Here is a 25,170-nt window from a genome sequence, read left to right on the forward strand (position 1 = left end):
CAAGAGAAAGTGACTCGGACCCCGGCAGGGGCTCGAAAGCGCGCTACAGGCGAACCAGCCCCTCTTACAAAACCCGATCCCGCACCAACTCACAAACCCTACGCACATCACCGTCCATCGCACGATCACGCGACATAAAACCAATATGCTCCCGCAACACCGCATGCGCCGTCCGCACCGAAGCACCGGCATGGAAATCACCCACATGTGCGAGCGCGGCCATAAGCTGCTTCACCTCATCGGCAAACTGCGCATAGTGCGGGTGATCCTCACGCGGTGCATTGGCGATCTTGCCGGCCAGCGCCCGCCAATCGCCACGTGCGGCAAGCCGGCGTGCGGTATTGAGCATGGCCTGGCGGAAATCCAGCGCCTGCGCCGCGGTGTAAAGCTCCAGCGCAAGCACGTGGCTCAGGTCTTCCATCATTTCCAGCACATGACGCGCTTCGTTCGCACCCATCGACACATGGTCTTCGGCATTCGCGCTGGTCGGCACCGAATAGACGCTGGCCGGGTGAGCACGGGTGGCGAGGTCGTTGACCAGGGCCGCGGCGGTGTACTGCACAATCATGAAACCGGAGTCAGTGCCATCCTCATTGCCGGTGAGGAAACCCGGCAAGCCGTCATTGGTCGCCGGATCGACCAGCTTGTTCAAACGACGCTCAGAGATCGAAGCCAGCACCGGGATCGCAGCCTTGACGTAGCTCATCGCCAGGGCCAACGGCATGCCATGGAAATGACCCGCCGAAATCACCTGCTCTTCAATAAATTGCGCGCCCTCGGCATTCGGGAAAATCAGCGGATTATCAGTAACTGCATTCAACTCGATATCGAACACTCGGCACGCTTGCGCCCAGGCATCACGTACCGCGCCATGCACTTGCGGCATGCAGCGCAGGCAATACGCATCCTGCGGCTGATGCTTCTTGCCGCCACGGAATGGCAGAAAACGCGCATAAAACGCTTCGCGGCCGTGACGCTGATTGGCCGGCACCCAATCCCAGCCGATGTCGAAGGTCAGCGCCTGATCTTCCGGCGTGGCCCAGGCTTCGGCCGTCCATGACTTGAAACGCGGGACCAGGTGGTAAGGAATGTCGACAAGAGTGCTGTCCACGAGTAACTCGCGCACATGCGCCGCTGTTTCGACCTGCCCAGGATGGGGACGCAACGCATGCACTTCAGGGCGTAATGCACCACTGCGGCCAGCGAACGCATCGAGTGTCATCGAGGCGGCGAGATCGGCCGTATCCAGCAAATGCTCAAGCATATCCAGCGCTAATACACCGGTGGCCAGCATTTGCGCCGTACCGTTGTTGAGCGCAAGGCCTTCTTTGAAAGACAAGCGGATCGGCGCAAGACCCGCCCGCTGCAACGCTTCGCCACCGGGCAAACGCTCGCCCTTATAAAACGCTTCGCCGCCACCGAGCAGCACGATAGCCAGATGCGAGAGCGGCGCCAGATCGCCGCTGGCGCCGACCGAGCCTTTCTCCGGCACCACCGGCACCACGCCGCTGTTGAGCATGGCGGTGAGTGCCTGCAAAGTCTCGACCCGGATACCGGAATGGCCGCGCATCAAGGTATTGATGCGGATGACCAACATCGCTCGCACCACTTCGGCGGAGAACGGCTTGCCTACGCATACCGCGTGCGTGGTAATCAGATTGTGCTGCAACTCCTCCAGCAGCGAACCTTCCGACTTGACGTTGTTGCCGCCCGGCAGCTCATCGCGCAGGCGGTGCGCGCCCAGCAATTTGTCGGCGTTGCTGCCGAAGCCGGTGGTGACGCCATACGTCGGCTCGCCGCAACTCACCTTCTCGGCCAGAAAATCGGCAGCGCGCTGTACGTGCGTTAGCTGCGCCTGATCCAGCTCCACGCTAGCACCCAACCGAGCTACGGCAACGAGCTGCTCACGCGTAAGGCTATTGCCATCCAAAAGCACCTTAGACATACATTACCTCTTCAAGATTGGCAGGTCAGTTCAATGCTGGAAACCGTCCCCATGCAGTCACCGATGACTTCACGGTGCGTGTCTGGCTGGGTGTCGAAGCGATAACCCGCCGGACAGAGCTTTTCAGCCCGGCGGGTCAATTCATGCATTACTAATCGATCAGGATCGCCACTGCGACAAGCGGAAAAGTCGATGCGATAGCGCTCACCATCAAGCTTGCTGGACGTCACGTGGACGAAAGAAGCACAGCCACTGGTCAGTGCCAACACGGCGGTTGCAACGACATAACCCACGCTACGCATGAGTTATCCGATCAACCCATGGCCTGCTGCTGCTCAAGCTCCACCCGCAAGGCCTTGATAAGCTCGCTACGCGCGACTTCAAACTGATCTTCGCGGCGCAGATCCTTCACTGTGACCATGCCCTTGGCGATTTCGTTTTCGCCCAGCACGATCACAAAGCGGATGCCGGCGCGGTCGGCGTACTTGAATTGCTTGCCCAGCTTGCTGCCTTCGAGCACGACCTCAGTGGCAATACCTGCGCCACGCAACTCATTGGCCAACTCCAGATAGGCCGGGATATGTGCCGAGTCCATCTGCGTCACCAGCACATCCACCGTGCTATTTGCCGTGCTCACCAAACCCGCGTCGCGGAGCTGCCAGTACAAGCGCGTCAGACCGATTGAAATACCTACGCCGGGCAAATGCGATTTGGTGTACTGACCCGCGAGATTTTCGTAGCGACCGCCCGAGCAGATCGAGCCGATCTGCGGGTGATCGTTGAGGGTAGTCTCGTAGACCGTACCCGTGTAGTAGTCGAGACCGCGGGCGATCGACAAGTTCAGCGCGTAATACGCCTCCGGCACACCAAAGGCATGGATCAAGCCCAAGACCTCTTTCAATTCGGCCCGACCCTGCTCCATCGACTCCGGGCCTGCGCCCAGCGCATCGAGCTTGTCATAGGCGTCTTGCAGCGAGGTGGAGCGCACCTGCACGAAACCGAGAATCTTCTCGACCACGTCGACACTCAGGCCAAAGGCGGCGCCGGTAAGCACCTCGCGCACACTGTCCGCGCCGCGCTTATCGAGCTTATCCACTTCGCGCAGCACCAGGGTCTGCTGCTCGCCGTCGACCACACCGAGGCTTTCGAAGAACCCGCGCAACAGCTTGCGGTTGTTGAGCTGGATCGTGAAGGCACCGATATTCAGCTCGCGGAACACGCTATAGATCACCGCCGGCACTTCGGCGTCGTAGCGCACCGACAGGCTGTCTTTGCCGATCACGTCGATATCGCACTGGTAGAACTCGCGGAAACGACCGCGCTGGGCGCGCTCGCCGCGATAGACACGCTGCATCTGATAACGGCGGAACGGGAACGAGAGATCATGCTCATGCTCGGCGACATAGCGCGCCAGCGGCACCGTGAGATCGAAGCGCAGCGCCAGGTCAGGCTTCTCACCCTGCTCCAGCGAGCCGGTGGACTGCACGAAATACACCTGCCGCTCGGTCTCGCCGCCGGTCTTGGTCAGCAACACATCGGAAAATTCGATTACCGGCGTCTCCACCGGCAGAAACCCGAAGCGCTCGTAATTACGACGAATCACGTCGAGCATGCGCTGAAACGCGATCTGGTCCAGGGGTAGCAATTCGAGTACACCGGGCATGGTGCGGGCCGGGGTGAGCGCCATGAAATCCTCTCAAACGGATGGGGATGAGCGTCGCGCGACAAGCCGCGGACAGCAGCCGCATAGGTTAACAGAAGGCCAGACCGGCCTTGGAGCGTTCACAGAACAAGAATTCATCGCCAGCAGTTGCCAAGGCCGCCAACCGCCATTAAGATACGCGGCTCCCACGGGGTGTAGCTCAGCCTGGTAGAGCGCTACGTTCGGGACGTAGAAGTCGCAGGTTCGAATCCTGTCTCCCCGACCAAAATTCGATGAAAAAGCCGGCCACGCGCCGGCTTTTTTGTATCCGCCAGATTTGTATCCGCTAGAAATACGCGCCAGAGACGCGCTAGAGCGCCAGCATGGTCAGCCGGTCAAGCTCTTCTTCGTCGAAGCCCGCCTCGATACGCGCAGGCCGATTGAACGGACCGCGCAGGGTGCGCCCCATATAGTCGCGCAGCAGGTCGAGAAAGGTTTCGCGCGGATCGAGACCATCACGCTCGCAGCACCAGCGAAACCATCGCGTACCGGCGGCTACGTGAGCCACTTCTTCGCGCAGAATCACTTCGAGTATGGCGATGGTGCCTTCGTCGCCGACGCAACGCAGGCGCTCGATCATCCCCGGCGTGACATCCAGGCCTCGCGCCTCCAGCACTCGCGGCACCAGCGCCATGCGCGCAGTGTCGTAGAGCGCGGTTTTCTCGGCCATCTCCCACAAACCGTTATGCGCGTCGAAGTCACCGTAGACATGGCCCAATTCGGCGAGACGCCCGGTCAGCAAGGCGAAATGCCGTGCCTCGTCATGCGCACAGCCGGCCCAGTCGCGGTAATAGGCGCCGGGCTTGTCGCGGAAACGATAAACCGCATCCCAGGCCAGGTTGATCGCGTTGAACTCGATATGCGCTACCGCATGCACCAAGCCCGCCCGGCCCTCTGCCGAGCCAAGACCACGATGCGGCACCTGCCGCTGTGGCACCAGATGCGGGCGCTCCGGCCGACCGGGCGAACCGATGGGTTCGGGTGGCGGTGAATTCGGGTCGGGCTGAAGCTCACCGGCTTGCAAGGCTTGCCAGGTGGCATGCGTCAAACGCAGCTTTTCGGCCGGGTCGGTGGCATCCAGGCAGCGTTTAGCCGCGGCGTGAAGGTCTTGCGTGCTCAAACGTCCTCTCCTGTTTGCAGGGAGGACGCCCAACCATCCCCTGCGTACAGGGGATGGAACGGATCAAACAGTACGCCGGGCTGCTTTGGCATCGTCGGAGCGCAGCATTTCAATCTGCTGCAAATAGGTTTGATCCAGGCCCGTGACGTACTCGCCGGAGAAGCACGAGGTATCGAAGTGCTTAAGCTCGTCGTTGCCATCCTGCACAGCCCAGATCAGATCCTGCAGATCCTGGTAAATCAGCCAATCGGCGCCGAGTATTTTTTCCACTTCGGCAATGCTGTGGCCAGAAGCGACCAGCTCGGAGGCGGCAGGCATGTCGATGCCGTAGACGTTCGGATAGCGCACCGGCGGCGCGGCAGAAGCGAAGTACACGTTTTTGGCACCGGCATCGCGCGCCATCTGGATGATTTGCCGCGAAGTGGTGCCGCGCACGATCGAGTCGTCGACCAGCAATACGTTTTTGTTGCGGAATTCCAGATCGATCGCGTTGAGTTTGCGACGCACCGATTTCACCCGCTCGCCCTGCCCCGGCATGATGAAGGTGCGGCCGATGTAATGATTCTTGACGAAGCCTTCGCGGAACGGTACACCCAATGCCTCGGCCAACGCGCTTGCGGCGGTACGCGAAGTGTCGGGAATAGGCATCACCGCATCGATGCCGTGGTCGGGCCGCTCGCGCAGAATTTTCTCGGCCAGCTTATAGCCCATGCGCAGACGGGCCTTGTAGACCGAAACGTTTTCGATCATCGAGTCGGGCCGGGCCAGGTACACGTATTCGAAAATGCACGGTGCATGCACGGCACTTTCGGCACACATCCGGGTGTGCAGTTGGCCGTCCATCGTGATGTATACCGCCTCACCCGGCGCGACATCGCGCAGGCGCTTGAAGCCGAGTACATCCAACGCCACCGACTCGGACGCCACCGCATACTCGCGCCCCTCGGCGGAAACGCGCTCGCCGAGCACCAGCGGACGGATGCCATTCGGGTCGCGGAAGGCCAGCAGGCCATAGCCGAGCAGCAAAGACAGGCAGGCATAACCACCACGCGCGCGCGCATGCACGCCGGCGACGGCTTTGAAGATGTGGTCCGGGGTCAGCGCCATCCGGTCCTGAATCTGCAGCTCGTGCGCCAGCACGTTGAGCAACACTTCGGAGTCGGAATCGGTATTGATGTGGCGGCGATCGTCCTCGAACATCTCGCGGCGCAGCATCTCGGTGTTGACCAGATTGCCGTTATGCGCAAACGCGATGCCATAAGGCGAGTTCACGTAGAACGGCTGCGCTTCGGCGGAGCCTTCCGAGCCGGCGGTGGGATAACGGCAATGACCGATGCCGATACGTCCGCGCAACCCGCTCATCGCGCTTTGCCCGAACACATCGCGCACGAGGCCGTTGCCTTTGTGCAAGCGCAGCCGGGCGCCTTCGACGGTAGCGATGCCGGCAGCGTCCTGGCCGCGATGCTGCAACACGGTCAAGCCGTCATAAAGCGCCGATGCCACCTCAGTGGTACCGACAATGCCGATGATTCCGCACATGGTTATAGCCTGTATTAAAAACGGAGGTATTAAAACTGACGTAGAGGAAACTGTTTAGCTGTGCTTTTGATGGTTTGCCGGGTCGTCTACATTGGCCCTGTCCACTGCCGGAGCGCTATGCGCCCGTGCAGGCTCTGCCATCGGCAGCATTCCAGGCAAAGTTGCCGGCAAGGCCGCCGGAAACGTAGGCAAAACGGGCATCGCAGGCATATCGGGCATATGATCGAGCAAGGCCGGCGGCGACTGCAGGTAATGACGCACGCTCTCGGGCATGCTGTCTCCCAACCACGCCACCACGCCTTTGAACTGCGGCAACAACGCCGATTCGCGCCACCACGGGTCGCGCGTCAATGGGGTAAGGCCAACCAGAAACACCACCAGCGTGACCAGCAACACGCCACGCGCAAAACCAAATACCGTGCCGAACAAACGATCGGTACCGGATAAACCCGTACCTGCGATCAATCGCTTGACCAGAAATCGCAACATCGCACCGGCCAGCAAGACGGTCAGAAAACAAATGCCGTAGCCGACGAAGATCCGCGCCGACGGCAGCGAGATGCTATGCGCGAAGTACATGGAGACGCTCGGCCCGAAAGTCCAGGCCACCCAGAACGACGCCGACCAGATCACCAGCGCGAGCAGCTCGGAAATAAGCCCCCGCCAAAGCCCGATCAATACCGACAGGCCGAGTATGCCGATGATGATGTAATCGGCCCAGTTCATGTATTCATCGACTCATTGGGCTCGGTTTGAAATCCAAGGTGTGCCGGATCAAGGAGCAGCGACAACGTTGCCATCAATACTGAGCTTGGTCTTGATCTGCTCACGAATGCGCACGGCGTCGTCGCGCTGCGTCTGTGGGCCGGCACGCACCCGCCAAAGCTGCTTGCCGTTGGCGTTAACCGTATCCACATAACCGTCGAAACCATTGGCGCGCAGCTTGTCGCGCAAGGCATTGGCATCGGCCTGGCTACCCATGGCCGCCACTTGCACGGCCCAGCCGCCGGCACGGGCCGCCGCCGGCGCTTTCGCCGCCGCGACCGGCGCGGCATCTTGCGTCGGTGTCGTCGCGCCGGCCTCCAGCCGGGCCGGTGCGCCAGGGATCGCCTGGGTGATCTTCAGGCGTGCCGCCTCGGCGGCCGCGCGTGATTCAAACGGACCGGCGGTCACCAGAGTAAGTTGCTTGCCCGCCTGATTGATCGACCGGCTCGCTACCGGATAGCCCAGACCTTGCACGCGCTGCATCAAGTTCTGCGCACTGGTGGTAGAGGCGTAGGCGCTCAGATTGAGATTGAAATGGCCGCGCGCCGCCGTGGCCGCTGGCAGCGCGGGAGCCGGGGGCGGGCTTGCCGGCGTGCTTGGCGGCGTAGTGGCGACCGGTGTCACTCCGGGGCGTTCGGTCCTGACCGCTCGCTCAGCGGGCTTGGTCTGCGCCGGAATCAACGGCTGCATCGCGCTCGGCTGGGCGGCAGCCGGCTGCGTTACCGTGGTCGGCGCCGGTTTTTGACTGGCGCCGGGGTCAGTCTCCACATCGCGCGGACGGTTAGACGCAATATTGACGGTGGCGAGTTTATCGCCGCCGGCTGCAGGACGGACGCTGGCCGCGGCGGCCGGCGCTGGCGCACCCGCAGGTGTCGGCGAGACGCCAGGGGTCAGGCTCATGGTCTTGGTTTGCAGGTCGCTATCGGGCGCCGGCGGTATCGCCAGACTCACCGTTTGATCCCCACCGGTAGCCGGTGGCTTGCTGGAGAAGAACATCGGCACAAACAGGACCGCCAGCGCAATCAGGACGGCGGCTCCCAGCAGACGTGTTTTCAAGACTGACTCCAATAGCGACAAGCGCGGCACGAACCGGCGCGATTATACCCGGACATACCCCGTCGCCGAGCCTTACTGATGGATCCGATCTTAGTGTCTGTTCAACCAGCACGTTCAGCCAGCACGGCGGCCGCGACGAAAAACGAGCCGAACGCAAGTACACGCTCGCCCGGCCGGGCGATTGTCCGCGCGGCACGCAAGGCGGCAGCCACATCGGGATACACATCAAAACGAGCCTGCGGCAGCACTTGCGCAAGCTGCTCGGCCAGCGCCGCCGCCGTAAGCCCACGCGGCGTATCGTGCTCCAGCCCGGCCAAATGCCAATGCCCGATCCGATCGCCCAGAGCAGCGACTATTCCGCCCACGTCCTTATCCGCCAAGGCGCCATAGACGGCGTGGACGCGAGCGGCGGGCTGCGCATCCAGCCATTCAGCCAGGGCACGCGCAGCCTGGGGGTTATGTCCCACATCGACGATCAAGGCTGGATCGCCCCCCAGTAACTGCAGACGGGCCGGTACGCGGGCCGCAAGCAGTCCGGCCGTGACGGATGCGGAAAAGTCCTGCGCCGGAATCAGCGCATCCATCCCGCATAACGCATGCAAAGCAGCAATCGCCGCCGCCGCGTTGGCGTGCTGCACCGGCGCGGCCAGCGCAGGGTTTGGCAGGCTCAACAGCAAGCCATCCCGATGCCGCCAATGCCAGCTATCCGATTGACGCTCGACCAGAAAATCCACCCCGGCGCGCTGGATGCGTGCCTTCGCCGCCGTCAACGCATCCAGCAATCCATGTGGAGGATCCAGCTCACCCACGATCACCGGCCGGCCGGCACGCGCAATGCCCGCTTTTTCGCGGCCGATCTGGTCGCGATCGGCCCCCAGCCAATCCATATGGTCGAGATCGACGGTAGTGACGACGGCCACATCGGCGTCAATGATATTCACCGCGTCCAATCGGCCGCCCAGGCCCACTTCCAGCACCGCCACATCCAATTCGGCGCGAGCAAAAAGATCCAGCGCGGCCAGCGTGCCAAACTCAAAATAAGTCAGCGGAATCTCGCCGCGCGCCACTTCGATGCGCTCGAAACTGGCGATCAATGCGGCATCGTCGGCATCGTGTCCATCGATTCGCACCCGCTCGTTGTAGCGCAGCAAGTGAGGCGAGGTGTAGCAGCCAACGCGCAAGTCGGCGGCTTGCAGCATCGCCTCCAGCAAGGCCACGGTAGAGCCCTTGCCATTAGTGCCTCCCACGGTAATCACCCGCCGAGCCAGCGCGGGCGCTCCCATGCGCTGCCATACCGCGCGCACGCGATCGAGGCCCAATTCAATGCTACGTACATTGACCTGTTCTTGATAAACCAACCATGCGGCAAGCGTTCGCGTCATCGGATGACCTCAAAAGCAAAAACAATTAGCTACGGCGCAAGAGCTTGTCCAATCGCACTCCGCTCACCGCGATCAAGCCCAGCAGCACAAAGGCGATACCAAGCGCCTCCATCCTCGTGGGCTGTTCGTGCAGGATCGCCCAGGCCAACAGCACACCCACTATCGGTACCCCCAGGCTGGACAAGCTCGCCACGGCCGTGGGCAGTTGCCGTAGCACCACCAGCCATAAACCCCAGGCCACGCTGGATGCCATCACCACGCTATACACCAGCCCCGTGATGAAGGCCGGACTCCAGTCGATCGGACGTTGCGGCACCAGCATAGTGACGGCGCACAGCCCCAGCGCGCCAAACAGCATCTGCCATGCCGTGAGATTGAGCGGTGTCGGTGCATGGCGCTGAAACATCCGCTTGCTCAACACCGTGCCCATGGCCCAGGCGCTACCGGCGCCTATCGCCAACAACGTACTCCGCACACTGCCCAAACCTCGCCACGGCTCGATAATGCAAAGCAGGCCAATAGCTGCAAGCCCCAGCCCGAACCAGTGCCGGGAGCTGGGTTTCTCGCGCAGGATCACCCAGGCCAGCAGCACTGCCCAGAACGGCATCGTGTAAGCGAGCAAGGCGACATGGCCAGCGCCACCGTCGACCAGCGCCCATTGCCCCAGCCCCTGAAAAGCGGCGGTCTGACACAGGCCAATCAGCACAGTCGGCAACAAAGGCGGTGGCCGCAGCGATTGCCCCGACACCAGTAGAACGACGAACAACAACAGCGCGCCAAGCATGTAGCGATATGCGGCGAACTCAAATGGCCCCGCATGCTGCAACACCTGCTTCATCACGATCCAGCTATAAGCCCAGATCAGAATGACCGCAAACAGAGCAAGCACGGCACCGCGCTGCGAATTCGAAGAATGGGACATGGCGACGGCTTGGCGAATGAACCGTGCAGTCTAATGGCGCGCGTCAATCGGTAACACTACGCCGTCATACGGCAGCAGCGCCTTTATACGGCTGACTCGTCGGCCACCAAGGCACGCAAGATCGGACACTGCTCGGGCGAACCGTGCCCCGGACAAGACTCGATCATTTGCGCCAAGCCATCACGCACACGCGTCAGCTCGGCAATGCGCTCCTCGATCACCGCCAACCGCTGCTGCGCTCGCTGCTTTACCGCTTTCACGCCACGATGGCGATCAGCCGACAAAGCGAGCAGATCGCGAATCTCCTCCAAGGTGAAACCGAGATCCTTGGCACGGCGGATAAACCGCAATTGGCGCACCGCGCCCTCGTCGTAACTACGGTAGCCCGAGGCACGCCGCAATGGCTCGGGCAGCAAGCCCTCGCGCTCGTAGTAACGGATAGTGTCAATCGCCACACCGACGCGCTTGGCGACGGCACCGATGGTCAGAGAAGCTTGGGCTGTGTTCATGCATGCAAGCATAAACCTTAGACCTTGATCTAGAGTCAAGTACCACGATCACTTATGGGCAATGAATCGGTGTCGGGATTGCTTAACCCTGTCAGTAACACCCATACGAATATCGACATCGATGTCGATGGCCCGATGACGCTTGGCAATACGAATCTCATGGTCGATGCGGCGCTGGCTGGCATCGGCATCGCCTGGGTCCCGAACTATCACATCGCAGAACATCTGGCCTCGGGCCGTCTAGTTCACCGGCAGCCCGTCCATGCCTGGCGCGTACCTCTACTATCCGGCCAATCGGCCCCCTCCGACCGCACTTCGACTCTTTACGCAGACCGTTCGCGAGTGGGCGAACCGTCAATCGATATCGCGACGAAGATGGCGCTCATCCTTAGGACGTGTCCTGATATTTCCGCGACCGGTCCAGGCCGATACAGACATAAAATACGATGCGATAAGTCACGAAAAACTTAGATGTCTTCTCAACTTCAAGAGCACCGCTTCATGCATCTCAGGCTTCCACTAATCACCCTTGCCGCCTGTCTCTTCACTGGAGCCCTCGCCGCTCGCGACCTGCACGTATCACCTGTGATAGGTGAGGATCTGGAAAACGTAACGAGCTACTACGACAACGGCGGCCATTTACTGAAAGCCTTGGCATATCGTGATGCATACGGCAATTACCGCATTCTGGCCTTCGGTGGCAACGTTCACGGACCCAAGCGTGACAGTGAAAGTTATGTCTCTCTACATGCCTATGGCTTTCTACAGGATCATGGGGGTTATCTGGCCCGATGGGAGATCAAAGATGCCAATGGAGGCCCCCTCTGCGGCTTAAAGATGTTGACGCCGCTGGTCGACATTATCGACGCAGGGGATGGTCAATCACTCGTCATGGTTCCGTATTGGATCGATTGCGATGGATTAGATCCGACTGAGGTGAAGCTAATCATGGTCTATAAGGATCGTAAGTACGCGATCCGCGGCAACTTGCCGAATCAGGAAGGTGACGAGATAACCCGTACACCGGGAGAGACCTTCAAGGAGCTTCCGGCGGTGGTGCAAAAAACGGCGCTGGCTTATTGGGAAAGAGTGGAGGCTGCAGCGAAGAAGGCTGCCGACCGAAGCAATCCGAACGTGGCGAATTGATGGCTTAAGGTGTTGTCGCTATCGAACTACAGCGATTGTCGATATCCAGTCGAATAAATCAGGGGCTCCTTAAGGAAACGCAGCAGTCGATGGTGTCAGATACCCTTGGACGCTAGATCGGTCACGCGCCACAGAAATACGTAAGGGACGAGTGACTGGCACTCATCCCTTTATTTACTCCCGATTATTCCGCTACTGGCCTCTGGACCTGCCATTGGCATTTGATGCGCGACTGTTCCAGCCAAGGCGTGACGCCCTTTCGACCGCATTCGAATCCAGATCAGGATTCCGAAGAAGCATGACATCCATCATTGGAAATCTCCTTATAAAAGCCATCCTAGGCCTGTTCCACTAACGGTAGCTTTCCAGACTACAGTTATGCCGGCCACGAAACAGCCTGTAGTGATTTGTAACCTAGCTCGCCAGGCCATGCCTTCGTCAAGTGACCGTGCGCCGGATGTGAACCAAGAACACATCTGATCGCAACGTACTCGACAAAATGGAAGATGCGGCAAGCTAAGTATGGCTTTAAGCCAATGCATCCTCCGCTGCCACGAAACCGCCCGTCTGATGCTGCCAAAGCCGCGCATACAGACCGCCATGTGCAATCAGCTCGCCATGGGTGCCGCTTTCGACGATAAGACCTTTATCCATCACCACGAGCCGATCCATCCGCGCGATGGTGGAGAGTCGATGGGCAATGGCGATTACGGTCTTGCCGCGCATCAACACTTCCAAACTTTCTTGAATCGCCGCCTCAGCCTCCGAGTCGAGTGCCGAAGTAGCCTCATCGAGAATCAGGATCGGCGCATCTTTCAGCAGCACCCTGGCGATTGCCACGCGCTGACGCTGGCCGCCGCTCAACTTCACGCCACGCTCGCCGACAAGGGCCTCATAGCCGTGACGGCCTTCGCCATCGACCAGCGCTGGAATGAATTCGTCGGCGCGCGCTTTGCGCACAGCGTCGAGAATCTGCGCATCGGTGGCGTCAGGGCGGCCATACAGCAAATTGTCGCGAATCGAGCGATGCAGCAGTGACGTGTCTTGAGTCACCACACCAATCTGCGAACGCAGGCTCTCCTGCGTCACCGTGGCGATGTCCTGGCCGTCGATAAGAATGCGGCCGTCTTCCAGGTCGTATAGCCGCAGCAGTACATTGACCAGGGTGGATTTGCCGGCGCCGGAGGGGCCGACCACGCCGATTTTCTCGCCCGGCCGTACACTCAGTTCCAGCCCGCTAATCACCCCGGTTTCTTTGCCGTAGTGGAAATGGATGTCGTCAAAATGCACCGCACCGCGGCTCACCACCAACGGCTTGGCGTCGGCACGATCCTGTACTGCGCGCGGTTGCGCAATGGTCTGTAAACCATCTTGCACCGTGCCGACATTTTCAAAAATGCCGTTGACCACCCACATGATCCAGCCAGACATATTGTTGATACGAATCACCAAGCCGGTGGAGAGCGCAATCGCACCCACAGTCACCTTGCCCTGACTCCACAACCAGATCGCCAGCGCCGAGGTGCCAACGATCAGAAAGCCATTCAGCACGGTAATGCTGCTATCCATCAGCGTGGTAAGCCGGGTCATCCGGCGCAGCTTTTCCATCTGCTCACCCATCGCCTCGGCAACATAGGCTTCTTCGCGATGTGTATGCGCGAATAGTTTCAGCGTGAGGATGTTGCTGTAGCCATCGACAATGCGGCCCATCAGCTTGGAACGCGCCTCCGATGCGCGCCACGAGCGCTCCTTGGTACGCGGCACGAAGTAGCTCAAGGTGCCGATATAGGCAAACAGCCATAACACCAGCGGCAGCGCCAGCCAGAAGTCGGCTTTGGCGAACATCACGATGGCGCTGCCGGTATAGATGGCGACGTACCAGATGGCATCGACAATCTGCACTGCCGACTCGCGCAGCGAGGCACTGGTCTGCATGATGCGGTTGGCGATGCGCCCGGCATAATCGTTCTGGAAAAACCCCAGGCTCTGGCGAATCACATAGCGATGGTTCTGCCAACGAATACGGCTGGTCAGGCTCGGCACAATGGCTTGATTGACGATCAAATCGTGCAGACCGATCAGCACCGGCCGCGCGATCAAGGCGACAAAGCCCATCCATAGCAGCTCATTGCCGTGTTGCTTGAAGAAATCCGCCCCCGGCACCCCTTTCGCCATATCGACAATGCTGCCGATAAAACCAAACAGCGAGACCTCCACCATGGCCACGCCAAAACCCACCACGATGGCGCCGGCAAACACTGGCCAGACCTGGCGCAGGTAGAACCAATAGAACCGCCATACCGATGACGGCGGCATCTCGTCGACAGGCTCTTTGAAGGCGTCGATCAGTGATTCGAACCAGCGAAAGATCATCGGCTATGCCCAGCGACATGAAGAGGCGCATTGTAGGCGAGGTTGAGAGTCCCGATACCTGCTGCTGAACCAATGACCGCATACAGCCATACTTTCGATTGACCCCGTACACGGGTGCCCGGATCATTCCCGCATGACTATTCTGCTGCGCTACGCTCTGATTCTGCTATTGGCCACGGGCAGCACCTCGCTGCTTGCGCGCCCCCTTGCCGCCCAGGATGTGCAGGGCCCGCTGTTACCGGCCGCTTCCGCTCAACAGCCTCTCACTATCGATCAACTGAACAGCGCGCTGGAAAGCATCAAGCAATCCCTTGCCAGCAAGAACCCGCCAGACGACAGCGGACTCGCCGCACTACGCACCAAGGCACTCAGCATCCAGCAGCAAGCCGATCAGCTTGGCAGCAACCTTGCGCCACAGAATGAAAGCCTCAACGAGAAACTCGCCGTACTCGGCCCGGCTCCAGACAAAACCGCACCGCCCGAAGCACCCGAGGTCATCGCGCAGCGCAAACAGCTCAACAAGGCCAGCGCCGACCTCGATGCGCAGGTAAAGCAGACGAAAACCCTTAGCGTGGAAGCCACGCAATTAGTCAACCAGATCGCCGGCATGCGGCGCGATCTATTCGAAGCCCAACTAAGCCAGCGTACCGCTTCGCCACTCAGTGAAAGCTTCTGGACGCAGCTCACCCAGGACCTCTCCGACGATAAAGCCGCACTCACCCTGCTCGGCACAGACAGCAGCAACGCAGCCAAACAGGCCTGGCAGCCGCCCAATCGCACGCCCTTTATCGTCTGCCTGATCGTCACCCTTTTGTTATTAGCCGGCGGCAAGTTGATTGAACGCGGCGGATTGCAACTGACCAGCCGCCATGTACATGCCGGCCGCTTGCGCCGCAGTGCCATGGCGATGCTGGTAGCGCTGGTTACCGCGCTCGTCTTCGGCTTTGCGGCACACATGCTGTACCTCGCCTTCGACTGGAACGAAACGCTGGGTGCCGACCTGAATGCCATGGCACGGTCACTGGTAAGGCAAACCTTCTTCGCTGCTTATATGGCGGGTCTTGGACGTGCCTTGCTCTGTGCGACCAGGCCCTCATGGCGGCTGCCGCCGTTATCCGACGATGCGGCACGACGACTGCGTCCGTTTCCGTGGCTGCTGGCCGGTTGTGTCCTGTTGATCGGCATCGTCGAGCAGATCAACAACAATATCGGCGCCAGCCTGACCGCCATCATGGCCGTTACAGGCCTGCTCTCATTGCTGATAAGCGGCTTGATTGCCGCCATGCTGTTTCGCCTCGGCCGCGCACGGCGCGCTTTGCTGGCAGCAGGCGAAGTGCCGGCCAAACGGCCGCTTTGGGTCGGCCTGCTGATTGCCGGGGCCTTTATCGGCGTCGGCTTGTCATGGCTTTGTGTAGCCACCGGCTACATCGCATTGGCGTTCTATATCGCCAAACAAATGATGCGTGTGGGCTTGATTGTCGCCACGCTATATCTGCTGATGAATCTGGTTCACGACGTGTTCGAGACCCTGTTCTCGCCACGCGGATATACCGGAAAACGTATTCAGGACACCTTTGGCGTTACGGCGAACCGACTGGAGCAAACCTCCACCGTGCTATCCGGCGTCTGCCGCGCGATCTTGTTTCTGCTGGCGGTCGCACTCGCCATAACCACGCCCTACAACGCCGGCCCCGAGGAGTTGGTCAATCGCACCAGCCAGTTATTCGCCGATCGGGCGTTCGGCGCGCTGAAGATCGTGCCGGGCGACATCTTAACCGCGCTCCTGGTCTGCCTTATTGGGCTGCAAGTCGTACATATCATCAAATACTGGCTAAGCCATCAGCTATTGCCCAAGACCTCGCTTGACCATGGCTTGCAGAACTCCATCGTCACCCTGCTCGGCTATGTCGGCGGGGTATTGGTATTTGTGCTGGTCTTGGTCGCGTTGCAGGTCAATGTGCAAAGCATTGCCTGGATCGCCAGTGCGCTATCGGTAGGTATCGGCTTTGGCTTGCAGGCCATCGTGCAAAACTTTGTCTCCGGGCTGATTCTGTTGGCCGAGCGTCCGGTGAAGGTCGGCGACTGGGTCAGTCTGAGCGGTGTCGAAGGCGATATTCGCCGCATCAACGTGCGCGCCACCGAAATCCAGATGAGCGATCGTTCCACGGTCATCGTGCCGAACTCGCAGTTGATTACCCAGAACGTGCGCAACGTGACCCTGGCCAGTGCGCAGGGCCGGGTGCAGGTCAAACTGCCGATGCCGCTGAGCACCGATGCCGGCAAGGTACGCCAGATCATTCTGGACGTTTTCAGCAAACACCCCGCCACCCTCGATACGCCAACGGCCTACGTGCAACTGGAAAACATCGATGCTGCCGCGATGACCTTCAACTGCGTGGCCTACGTGAAGAGCCCGCGCGACTCCAGCAACGTCAAAAGCGACTTGTTATTCGAACTGATCGAACGGCTGCGCGCGGCGAAAATACCCATGAGCAGTCCGCAGAACATGGTGGTGCGTACGCTGCGCGATACACCTGACGATGGTTGAGCAAGGTCGCGGCGGCTCATCACACGCCGTACACTGACCCCGACCTGCCGGAGTCGCCCCATGGGTTTTTGCCACCGCCTGCCCGCCGCCCCGCTGGATGGCTTAATCGAAGCCATTTGGGATTGGGACATGGCACCGCTCGCGCATCATTACGAGCGCGTACTGCCATCCTTGGGCGCCGGCTTAATCATCAATCTGCATGAGGACGAGACGCGCGTTTATAGCGACGACGCCGCCCGTACCTGCAGCAAGATGAGTGGCGCGGTTATCGGCGGGCCCGGCCTACATAGCCAGATCATCGACACCGCCGAGCAGATCCGCGTGATGGGCGTGGTGTTTCGCCCTGGCGGAGCCCATGCGTTATGCGGTGAAGATCATCGCGTATTGGTCGCCGGCGATATCAACCTCGACGATATGTTCGGCAGCCGCGCACATGCCTTGCGCCAGCGGCTGTTGCATACGCCGCAGCCGGCACAGCGGCTCGACTTGCTGGAGCAGTGGCTGCACCGCCAACTGCACATGCCTGCGCTGAATCCGATCGTCAGCCATGCTCTCGCGGTGCTGCGCCGAGAGCCGCAATGGATGCGCATTGCCCCCCTGGTCCTGGAAACCGGGCTATCCGAATACCGTTTCGGCCGACTGTTCCGCCAGCAGGTTGGCATGGGGCCGAAGCAGTTCGCACGGCTGACCCGCTTTCGCGCCGTAGTGGATCAGGTACAGCGACAACAGCAAGTGGACTGGAGCCGCGTTGCCGCGGACGGCGGTTACAGCGATCAAGCCCATTTGACCCACGAATTTCGCGCCTTTGCCGGAATGACACCTACTGTGTTCGTGGCCTCGCATGGGGCTTACGCCAATCACATACCACTTGATTAATCCGACGCAGCGGATCTGAAGCACTTCGGAAATCTACAAGACGGGAGCTTGGGAACCGCTAGGCTTGCCATGTCTCGCCACCCTGGTTCGCCTAAGGAGTTTCGATCATGAGCAAATCCAACGTATCCGGTAGCACCATCATTCCCTGCCTGCGCTATCGCGATGCGCATGCCGCCATCGCATGGCTATGCAAGGCCTTCGGCTTTGAGAAACATTCGGTCTATAACGACGAGCAAGGTGCGGTAATGCACGCCCAACTGACTTACGGCAATGGCATGCTCATGCTCGGCCAAGTGCGTGACAACGACTTCGGCAAGCACATCGTGCAACCGGACCAGCTCGAACAGCGCGAGACCCAATGCCCCTGTGTGACCGTGCGCGACTGCAAGGCGCACTACGAGCAGGCCAAGGCCAACGGCGCGAACATCGTCGACGACTATGCCGAAAAAGAATATGGCGGTGCGGGGTATAGCTGCCGCGATCTGGAAGGCCATTTGTGGTATTTCGGCAGTTACGACCCATGGCAGGTCGAATGAAATTCAGCGCTCGTCGCGACACCTCACCATAACGCCTCACCAAAACGCCTGTTTTCGTCTGGAGTGCCTGCGATGATCGTGGAATATATCCGTTACAAACTGCCGGCCGGTGCTGGTGCCACCTTTGAAAGCGACTACGCGCGCGCCGCGCAAAGTCTGGCGGCCAGTCCCTATTGCCATGGCTATGAACTGAGCCGCTGCAGCGAAGAGCCGGACGTCTACGTGCTGCGCATCCGCTGGAGTTCGGCCGAAGATCATATGCAGGGCTTTCGCCGCAGCCCGGAATTCGGCCCTTTTCTCGCCGCCATTCGCAGCTACGTGCCGCAGATTGAAGAAATGCGCCATTACGAGCTTACGGCTGTGGTCGGCGGCAAGACTGATTGAAACAACACCCATCAGAAACGCGCAAATAAAGCGCAAAACAAAGAGCCGGCATAAGCCGGCTCTTTGTCATATCAGGTAACCCGATCACCTAAAGCGAATTACGGCGTGCACGTTTTGCCGTGGTCGCCGTGATAGCCCTTGGCCTTGGCATCGGCCTCACTCATGTACTCGCCTTTCTTGGTGGTGCCGTACCACTTGTCGCCCTGGCAGTGATAAACCTTGCTGCTGGCATTGACCCACACTTTGCCCGCGCCGCCGCCCGGTGCAACCGCACCTGGTGTGTAGGCTCCCGTCTTGGCTGCCGCTGCCGGTGTGGCAGCAGGCGCTGCCGTTTTCGGCACCATGGCTGCCGGTGCTGCTGCCGGCGCCGCCGGAGTCGGCGTAGCTGCCGCCGGTGTCGCAGCCGGAGCTGCGGCCGGAGCTGCAGTAGCGGCGCTGTACCACTCTTTCACGCCCTTATGCCCGGCGCAGGCGCCCTTCTTGCCGTCGTGCGTGGTGTAACTACCGTCTTTGCATTGGCCGGTGGAACCAGCCGGCGCGGCCGCCTCTTGTGCGAATGCTGCAGGGCCTGCCAATAGACAGGCAGCCATCACTGCGATCAAACCGAATGATTTCATCTCAACTTCCTCCAGCGCGAATTCGTTTGCCGTATGGAAACTGACGCCCAACGGGACGCCACCTCCGCCTCATCGCCGCAATCAACTGCAGCATCCCCTCAAGCACGACAGCCGCTGTGCCTGCGGCGGGACTATGCCTCAAAAATGTTAAGCCGCAACGTAGGTCCTCGCGCCTCGTTTATCTTTCAGGGGGTCTGTCGCAAATTCATGCGGCAGACCCTCGTCAGCATCGATTTACTCGGCGACCACCGCAGGCCGCAGCTTTGCGTCAGGCCGCGCTACTGCATACATCTCCCAGGCGATCTGCTTGAGCAAGGCAATACGATCATCGCCTTTCTCGTATAGATCCATATGCGTCTTGCCTGGCACGAAACGGAAATCGGACTTCGCATGCAACCCATCCAACACGGCCTGCAGTTTGTGCGCGGCACCGTCGAGATAGAAGGTATCGGCGGTGCCGATGATGAGATGAATCTTGCCGTCCAGGTCCGGTTTCAATTCCGGCCAATGGGTCTGCAACCGATGCGCGATGTCGTAGTGATCGCGCCAATAGGCAACGACATCGGCATCGACCGCACCGGTATCGCGATTGAACATCGGCTGCGGCCGACCATCCATGCCGCGCGGCGAAAACACCCAATCGAATGAACTGAGCTGTCCGCCATACGCACCGATTACACGTTCAAGTTTGGCGAACTGTTCAAACGTGGCCAGCACCTTGCCTTTGTCGCGCACCAGCGGATAAGCCGAGCCATCGCCCTTGCGATAGACGTTGGCCTGCGCCGCATACAGATCAGGGCCGGTGAAGTCGTGAAAGTCGCTGGGATCGGGCGAAGTGGACCAGGTGCCGCCGAACAACTTGGGATAACGCGTCTGCAGCCACAGCGTGGCCCAACCGCCCGATGAGTGGCCGTTAAGAAAACGCCCGCCTGTTTGGCCGTCCATACGGTATTTCGCTTCGAGCGCCGGGATCAATTCTTCCGTCAGTGCCAGCCCCCAGGGGCCATTGTTCACCGAGTCAGCGAACTCATGCGTACCGGTGGCGCTGGATTGATCGAGAAACACCCAGATCATCGGCGGCATCTCGCCCTTGGCCATCGCGCTGTAAATGTTTGCCATGCGCCCAATGAAATGGTCATTGCTGCCGCCAAAACCATGGGTGAAATACACCGTGGGATAACGCGCGGCGGCCTTGGCATCGTAGCCCGGCGGCAACAACACACGACCGTGCATATGGATAGGCCGCCCCCAGAAGGTGGACAACGCAGGGCTGACGCTATCGATCACTTCGGCATGCTTACGCATTTCCAGCACGGCCTTGCGCTCCGGCTCGGACGCCGATGCGGGCAACACCCACGGATCGCGTGCCGGTACAACGTGGGTCAGCGCTAACGTTGGCGGCGTGGTCGCCGGCAAATGTACGGTCACCACTTCGCTGACTAGATCGCCCGCACTACGACCGGTGTAGTTGTAACTGTGACCGACATCGAGCACGGCCTGCACCATATAGTCGCCCGGCGGAAGCTGGGAGAACCCGGCAGGAAAGGCCATGTCGTCAGCATCCAGAGCCACACCCTTCCCCGGCTCCAGATGGTGCACTTCACGCGCGGCTATCGACGTCTGGACTGCCTGGAACGGATTGGCATCGACCTCTTCGACCTTGCCGTTCTTTGCCACGGCCTTGGCGGTCTTCGCGTCGATAGCGAAGAGCAATAAGCGGCCCGATACCGGTTGAGTGGAGGCGGCGCCAAGACCCACTTGAAACACGCTATGCGCCAACGGCGCATCGGTACGCGCGTAAGCGCTACCGGCAGCCAGGCTCCAACACAGCAGCATGACGATACTACGGCGGAACAAGTGCATGACATGATCCTTAGATGGTGAGGTTGAACCTGGCGGCAGGAGTTCACCCATGCGGGCGCCTGCCGCGTGCGCAGAAAACGATTCAATCGGCCTTGTCGTTCGTCAGCGGCGTCAATCGCAGATCCTGGAAATCAAAACTGAAGTCGGTCAACGGCGAAATCGGCTGCATGCGTACTTCGCGTACCGCGCCATCGGCGTCCAGGGCATAGCTGACGAAGGCGTCCGCATTGAGCGCGCGGTCGTCCCAGCGCACGATGAAGGTGTCGTGCTGCCACGACTCCATCGTGCCGATCAGTTGAGCGGTTTTGCTGAAGCGCAAACGCAGCTTGCCGGCCTCGTTGCTGACGATGACATCGCCGTACCACGGGTCACGATAGGTGCCGGCATATTTGCTCAGCGGCAACGATGGCTTGCTGTTTTTATCGCGCGCGTCGGCATGCTTCTTCCAACTGTCATCCGCCTTTGCCTCGGACTTCTTTACCGCCCGGTCGTAAACCGCCACCCAATCCGTCATTTCCTTGGCTGTCATTTCCTTGGCTGTCATTTCCTTGGCTGTCATTTCCTTGGCCGTCATCTGCTTGGCGGCGACCTCCTTGGCGAGATAGGCATCGAGTACGCGATAGGTCACCGCGTTGAAAGCCGCACCGGATTCCTGATTGGTCAATACCACCACGCCCAGCTTCAGCTCCGGCACCAGCGTCACCCGCGAAACCATGCCGGGCCAGCCGCCGGTATGCCAAACCAGCCGCTGTCCACGGTAGTCGGTCAAGAACCAACCCTCACCGTAACCGGCAAAGTTCGGCTTGATCGCCGCCAGCTCGGGCAGCGGTGGCTCGCCGATCTTCATCGGCGTCAGCATCGACCACATCTGCTTTTGGCTGTCCTGCTTGAATAAGCGACGCTCCTTGCCATCGCCATCCGCCGGCAAGGCACCACCGGCCAGTTGCACATTCATCCACTTGGCCAGATCGTGCACGTTGGCATAGATGCCGCCGGCACCCGGATTATTCGACCAGGCCATCGGCGGCACCGGCTTGAGATCTTTAAAGTCGAACTTTGCGTGACCGGTTGCCGTATCCATGCCCGGCTTGAGATAGCTCATGTCGATCAAGGCCTGGTCCATGCCGACCGGCTTGAAGATCTGCTCGCGGATGAAGTCCGCATAGCTCTGCCCCGAAACCTGCTCAATCACCAGGGTCGCCACGGCGAACAAGATGTTGTCGTAGGCGTAGGCGCTGCGAAAACTGGTTGCCAGCGGTACATGGCGCAGACGCTCCACGACTTGTTTAGTCGTGTACGACGTCGGCGGCCAATAGAGCAGATCGCCCGCCCCCAACCCCAGCCCGCTGCGATGCGCAAGCAAGTCGCGGATACGCATCTCGCTAGTCACATAGGGGTCGGACATCTGGAACCAGGGCAGATGATCGATCACCCGGTCGTCCATATTCAGCTTGCCCTGCTCGGCCAGCATTTGCAGGGCGGCGGCCGTAAATGCCTTGGTGTTGGATGCGATCGCAAACAGCGTGTGCGCATCTACCGGCTCGGGCTTGCCTTGCTCACGCAGGCCAAAACCCTGCTCCATGACGATCTGACCGTCTTTGACGATGGCCACGGCGATACCGGGTACGTCGAAGGTATGCCGGGCGCTGTCCACATAGGCGGGAAAATCCTGCAACGATTCCGGCAACGCCGGTTGCGTGCGGGCCGCGGCGACCGCTGTCGGCACGGCTGGCGCTTGCGCCCAGGCCCCCGTCGCGAATACGAACAAAACACAATAACCCGCTAAGCGCAGGGACCGGGCTCGCTGGGACATCGTCGGCTCCATCAGTGTCAAGACGGCCAACTATCGCGGCAAAGCCCGCATGAAGCCAGCCCTGGAAGTCACCCCTTAGTGCCTGTTCAAAGGCTCGACTTATCCCTTGCCAGCCCCGACCATACGGCCTCCTCAAACAGAACACCTCGGAGTGCGCGGGCGAATGGAACTAACCACCGAATGGACGAGCATGGATGCGCTGGCCTTATGGGCAAGCACTCACGCGTTGATGTTGTGGGCAAGCTGGCTGGTTTTCGCCCTGCTCTGCGGTGACTTGCTGTGGCGTTGCATCCGGCAACAACGCCAACAAACCTTGCCTGGTCAACAGACGCCTATCGCCCTGCTGCCGAAGACCTGCTTCGCGCTGGCGCTGATCCCGCTGTTGTCGTTTGCTTGCGTGGCCTACGCCGTGCAAACGCAAAGCGCGCTGACCCACTTCGATACCGCGTTTGCCGAGCAACTGCGTCAGCACTTGCCCGTGCCGCTGCTTCGCGGCATCGCCGAACTGACTCAACTAGGTAATTTCATTCCGCTGGCGATCGCCGGCGGCGTGACCTGCGTACTGATGTTGTTCCGGCGCCAATGGCGGCTAGCCATCACCTGGGCTGCCGCCCTGCTCGGCAATGTCGCGATCTACAGCAGCCTTAAAGGCTACTTTCAGCGCCCGCGGCCATTGGATGGGCACGGCTTTATCAGCGAACCGACCTGGAGCTTTCCCAGCGGCCACGCTTCCGGCTCCATGGTGTTCTACGGTGCCCTCACCTATGTGCTGATGTGCCTGCTTCCGGCACGCTGGCATCGCGCCATCATCGCCGCGGCGATAGCCTTTATCACCGTCATCGGCATCAGCCGCATCATGCTGCAAGTGCATTACTTCAGTGACGTGATGGCCGGCTATGCGATTGGCCTGACCTGGTTGCTGGTGTGTGTCGGCAGCTCCGAATACGCCCGCTCGCGCTCAGCGATTCACCGCTGAGCGCATTCCCAGAACCAGACTCAGCGGTGCGCATCCAGCCATGGCGCCAGTGAGATCGACCAGAGGTGGTCGTTACCGTTGTCCCAGCTCTCCATGCGCGCACGATCCAGTTCGGCCTGCTCGTGCGTGCGTGGATACGTCACCTTGCCCGTACGCGCACTGCTGAAGTACAGGCTGCGATGGTCCGGCCCAAGATGCGCGCCCCACGGGCCGCCTCGATTGACCTGATTACCCAGATCGATCGGGGTGCTCCAGTGATCGCCTTCGCGGAACGCGATGTAAAGATGATCCGGCCCTTGTTTGTCCGCATAGTTCGCGTCGAACACGATGAATGATTCGTCCGGGGCAATCGCCGGATCCAGCTCGTGCGAATCGGGCGTACCTAGCTTGAGTGCCACGGGCGCGAGATAGCTACCGTGGCGATAGGCCGAGCGATACAAGTGGAACTCGGCGGTAGCACCGGGACGCGTGTCAGGCCGCTGAAAATACACACTGCCGTCGGCGGCAATACTAGGCGAGTAGGTGCGCGTGCTGCTGTTGACCGTATCGGGCAGCCGCACCGGCACGCCCCAGCCATCGCCCTTGCGATCGACTCGCCACAGGTGACCGCCCCAGCCGGCTGAAATCGTACCGTCCGGCCGCACGGCATCCAGGGCTTTGCCATCGGGCGTATCAGGGCGATTGGAGGTGAAGACAAGAAACGATCCATCGGGCGACATGGCCGGATCATGGTCCAGCCATTGACCGGAGAACGGTGCGATCTGCGGCGTAGACCAAGCGCCGTTGACCTTATGCGACACCAGAATCATCTGGTTCTGCCCGGTGCTTCGGTCGAAGTACACGGTGTTGCCGTCGGGTGCGAACGCTGCTGAATCCACGCCGGCCTGACCGGAGATAACCCCCGGCGCAAAAATCTCCGGTGCAGCGGGTGACTCCGAAGTTTCGCCGGCATGAATCGTTGTGCCGCACAGCAACATCCCAACCAATAACGCACAGGTCACAGCTTTCATGCAGTCAGCCTTTAACGAAAGGGTTGTAGAGCGTGTCTGAAGTCTCTTATGGATACGCTAATGCCAGCCAAGCAGCGCGTGCCTGAAG

Annotated in this window: 22 protein-coding genes and 1 tRNA gene; 8 read left to right on the forward strand and 15 right to left on the reverse strand. The window is 60.3% G+C overall.

Translation table 11 applies throughout. The annotated features are described in order from the left end of the window. Positions 1-64: 64 nt before the first annotated feature. Genes DVJ77_RS01815 through hisS form a run of 3 tightly spaced genes read right to left on the reverse strand, consistent with a single transcriptional unit; the run spans position 65 to position 3,632 of the window. On the reverse strand, positions 65-1,945 hold the full coding sequence (locus DVJ77_RS01815) for an HAL/PAL/TAL family ammonia-lyase (protein WP_114843738.1): 1,881 nt from the start codon (positions 1,943-1,945) through the stop codon (positions 65-67). 11 nt (positions 1,946-1,956) lie between these two features. Further along, positions 1,957-2,247, reverse strand: a complete 291-nt coding sequence (locus DVJ77_RS20990; RefSeq protein WP_162791324.1) for a hypothetical protein — start codon at positions 2,245-2,247, stop codon at positions 1,957-1,959. 11 nt (positions 2,248-2,258) lie between these two features. Beyond that, complete coding sequence (gene hisS / locus DVJ77_RS01820; protein ID WP_114843739.1) at positions 2,259-3,632, reverse strand: histidine--tRNA ligase; 1,374 nt, start codon at positions 3,630-3,632, stop codon at positions 2,259-2,261. 164 nt (positions 3,633-3,796) lie between these two features. Here hisS and DVJ77_RS01825 point away from each other — a divergent pair. Beyond that, positions 3,797-3,873 (forward strand) — tRNA-Pro (locus DVJ77_RS01825). An 84-nt stretch (positions 3,874-3,957) separates the two neighbouring features. Here the strand turns inward: DVJ77_RS01825 and DVJ77_RS01830 are convergent. The 7 genes from DVJ77_RS01830 to DVJ77_RS01860 all read right to left on the reverse strand — a co-directional run bounded on the left by DVJ77_RS01830 (position 3,958) and on the right by DVJ77_RS01860 (position 10,940). After that, a complete protein-coding gene (locus tag DVJ77_RS01830; RefSeq protein ID WP_114843740.1) occupies positions 3,958-4,767 on the reverse strand; it encodes a ferritin-like domain-containing protein in 810 nt (269 codons plus the stop codon). A 63-nt stretch (positions 4,768-4,830) separates the two neighbouring features. After that, positions 4,831-6,306 (reverse strand): amidophosphoribosyltransferase, encoded by a 1,476-nt coding sequence (gene purF / locus DVJ77_RS01835; RefSeq protein ID WP_114843741.1) that lies wholly within the window; start codon positions 6,304-6,306, stop codon positions 4,831-4,833. A 54-nt stretch (positions 6,307-6,360) separates the two neighbouring features. Beyond that, positions 6,361-7,032 (reverse strand): CvpA family protein, encoded by a 672-nt coding sequence (locus DVJ77_RS01840; protein WP_114843742.1) that lies wholly within the window; start codon positions 7,030-7,032, stop codon positions 6,361-6,363. A 48-nt stretch (positions 7,033-7,080) separates the two neighbouring features. Next, positions 7,081-8,127, reverse strand: coding sequence for an SPOR domain-containing protein (locus DVJ77_RS01845; RefSeq protein ID WP_114843743.1), 1,047 nt, complete (start codon positions 8,125-8,127; stop codon positions 7,081-7,083). Between the two features lie 101 nt (positions 8,128-8,228). Beyond that, a complete protein-coding gene (gene folC, locus DVJ77_RS01850) occupies positions 8,229-9,509 on the reverse strand; it encodes a bifunctional tetrahydrofolate synthase/dihydrofolate synthase (RefSeq protein ID WP_114843744.1) in 1,281 nt (426 codons plus the stop codon). A gap of 25 nt (positions 9,510-9,534) precedes the next feature. Continuing rightward, a complete protein-coding gene (locus tag DVJ77_RS01855; protein WP_114843745.1) occupies positions 9,535-10,431 on the reverse strand; it encodes a DMT family transporter in 897 nt (298 codons plus the stop codon). A gap of 83 nt (positions 10,432-10,514) precedes the next feature. Beyond that, positions 10,515-10,940: a MerR family DNA-binding protein gene (locus DVJ77_RS01860; RefSeq protein ID WP_114843746.1), complete on the reverse strand. Its 426-nt coding sequence runs from the start codon at positions 10,938-10,940 to the stop codon at positions 10,515-10,517. A gap of 54 nt (positions 10,941-10,994) precedes the next feature. Between DVJ77_RS01860 and DVJ77_RS21675 the strand changes: the two genes are divergently transcribed. Next, complete coding sequence (locus DVJ77_RS21675; RefSeq protein ID WP_225427720.1) at positions 10,995-11,411, forward strand: LysR substrate-binding domain-containing protein; 417 nt, start codon at positions 10,995-10,997, stop codon at positions 11,409-11,411. Next, positions 11,412-12,086: a M949_RS01915 family surface polysaccharide biosynthesis protein gene (locus tag DVJ77_RS01870; protein ID WP_162791325.1), complete on the forward strand. Its 675-nt coding sequence runs from the start codon at positions 11,412-11,414 to the stop codon at positions 12,084-12,086. A 528-nt stretch (positions 12,087-12,614) separates the two neighbouring features. Here DVJ77_RS01870 and DVJ77_RS01875 read toward each other — a convergent pair. Next, positions 12,615-14,456, reverse strand: coding sequence for an ABC transporter ATP-binding protein (locus DVJ77_RS01875; protein WP_191983659.1), 1,842 nt, complete (start codon positions 14,454-14,456; stop codon positions 12,615-12,617). A 136-nt stretch (positions 14,457-14,592) separates the two neighbouring features. On the opposite strand from DVJ77_RS01875, the gene DVJ77_RS01880 reads away from it, so the two are divergent. The 4 genes from DVJ77_RS01880 to DVJ77_RS01895 all read left to right on the forward strand — a co-directional run bounded on the left by DVJ77_RS01880 (position 14,593) and on the right by DVJ77_RS01895 (position 18,803). Beyond that, positions 14,593-17,007: a DUF3772 domain-containing protein gene (locus tag DVJ77_RS01880; RefSeq protein WP_114843749.1), complete on the forward strand. Its 2,415-nt coding sequence runs from the start codon at positions 14,593-14,595 to the stop codon at positions 17,005-17,007. Positions 17,008-17,067: 60 nt separating this feature from the next. Beyond that, positions 17,068-17,883 (forward strand): helix-turn-helix domain-containing protein, encoded by an 816-nt coding sequence (locus DVJ77_RS01885; protein WP_114843750.1) that lies wholly within the window; start codon positions 17,068-17,070, stop codon positions 17,881-17,883. A gap of 107 nt (positions 17,884-17,990) precedes the next feature. Next, on the forward strand, positions 17,991-18,419 hold the full coding sequence (locus DVJ77_RS01890) for a VOC family protein (RefSeq protein WP_114843751.1): 429 nt from the start codon (positions 17,991-17,993) through the stop codon (positions 18,417-18,419). Between the two features lie 72 nt (positions 18,420-18,491). Continuing rightward, positions 18,492-18,803, forward strand: coding sequence for an antibiotic biosynthesis monooxygenase family protein (locus tag DVJ77_RS01895; RefSeq protein ID WP_114843752.1), 312 nt, complete (start codon positions 18,492-18,494; stop codon positions 18,801-18,803). A 98-nt stretch (positions 18,804-18,901) separates the two neighbouring features. Here the strand turns inward: DVJ77_RS01895 and DVJ77_RS01900 are convergent, their stop codons facing one another. From DVJ77_RS01900 to DVJ77_RS01910, 3 genes are all read right to left on the reverse strand, one after another. Further along, a complete protein-coding gene (locus DVJ77_RS01900; RefSeq protein ID WP_114843753.1) occupies positions 18,902-19,420 on the reverse strand; it encodes a DUF3761 domain-containing protein in 519 nt (172 codons plus the stop codon). A gap of 234 nt (positions 19,421-19,654) precedes the next feature. Continuing rightward, entirely contained in the window at positions 19,655-21,283 is a 1,629-nt protein-coding gene (locus DVJ77_RS01905) for an alpha/beta hydrolase (protein WP_114843754.1), read from the reverse strand. Positions 21,284-21,365: 82 nt separating this feature from the next. Further along, positions 21,366-23,096 (reverse strand): serine hydrolase, encoded by a 1,731-nt coding sequence (locus DVJ77_RS01910; protein WP_114843755.1) that lies wholly within the window; start codon positions 23,094-23,096, stop codon positions 21,366-21,368. Between the two features lie 163 nt (positions 23,097-23,259). On the opposite strand from DVJ77_RS01910, the gene DVJ77_RS01915 reads away from it, so the two are divergent. Then, on the forward strand, positions 23,260-24,072 hold the full coding sequence (locus DVJ77_RS01915) for a phosphatase PAP2 family protein (RefSeq protein WP_225427722.1): 813 nt from the start codon (positions 23,260-23,262) through the stop codon (positions 24,070-24,072). Between the two features lie 20 nt (positions 24,073-24,092). Here DVJ77_RS01915 and DVJ77_RS01920 read toward each other — a convergent pair whose 3' ends face one another. Continuing rightward, complete coding sequence (locus DVJ77_RS01920) at positions 24,093-25,082, reverse strand: TolB family protein (RefSeq protein ID WP_114843756.1); 990 nt, start codon at positions 25,080-25,082, stop codon at positions 24,093-24,095. Between the last annotated feature and the right edge of the window lie 88 nt (positions 25,083-25,170).

Source organism: Dyella tabacisoli, assembly GCF_003350925.1.
GTDB classification, from domain to species: Bacteria; Pseudomonadota; Gammaproteobacteria; order Xanthomonadales; family Rhodanobacteraceae; genus Dyella_C; species Dyella_C tabacisoli.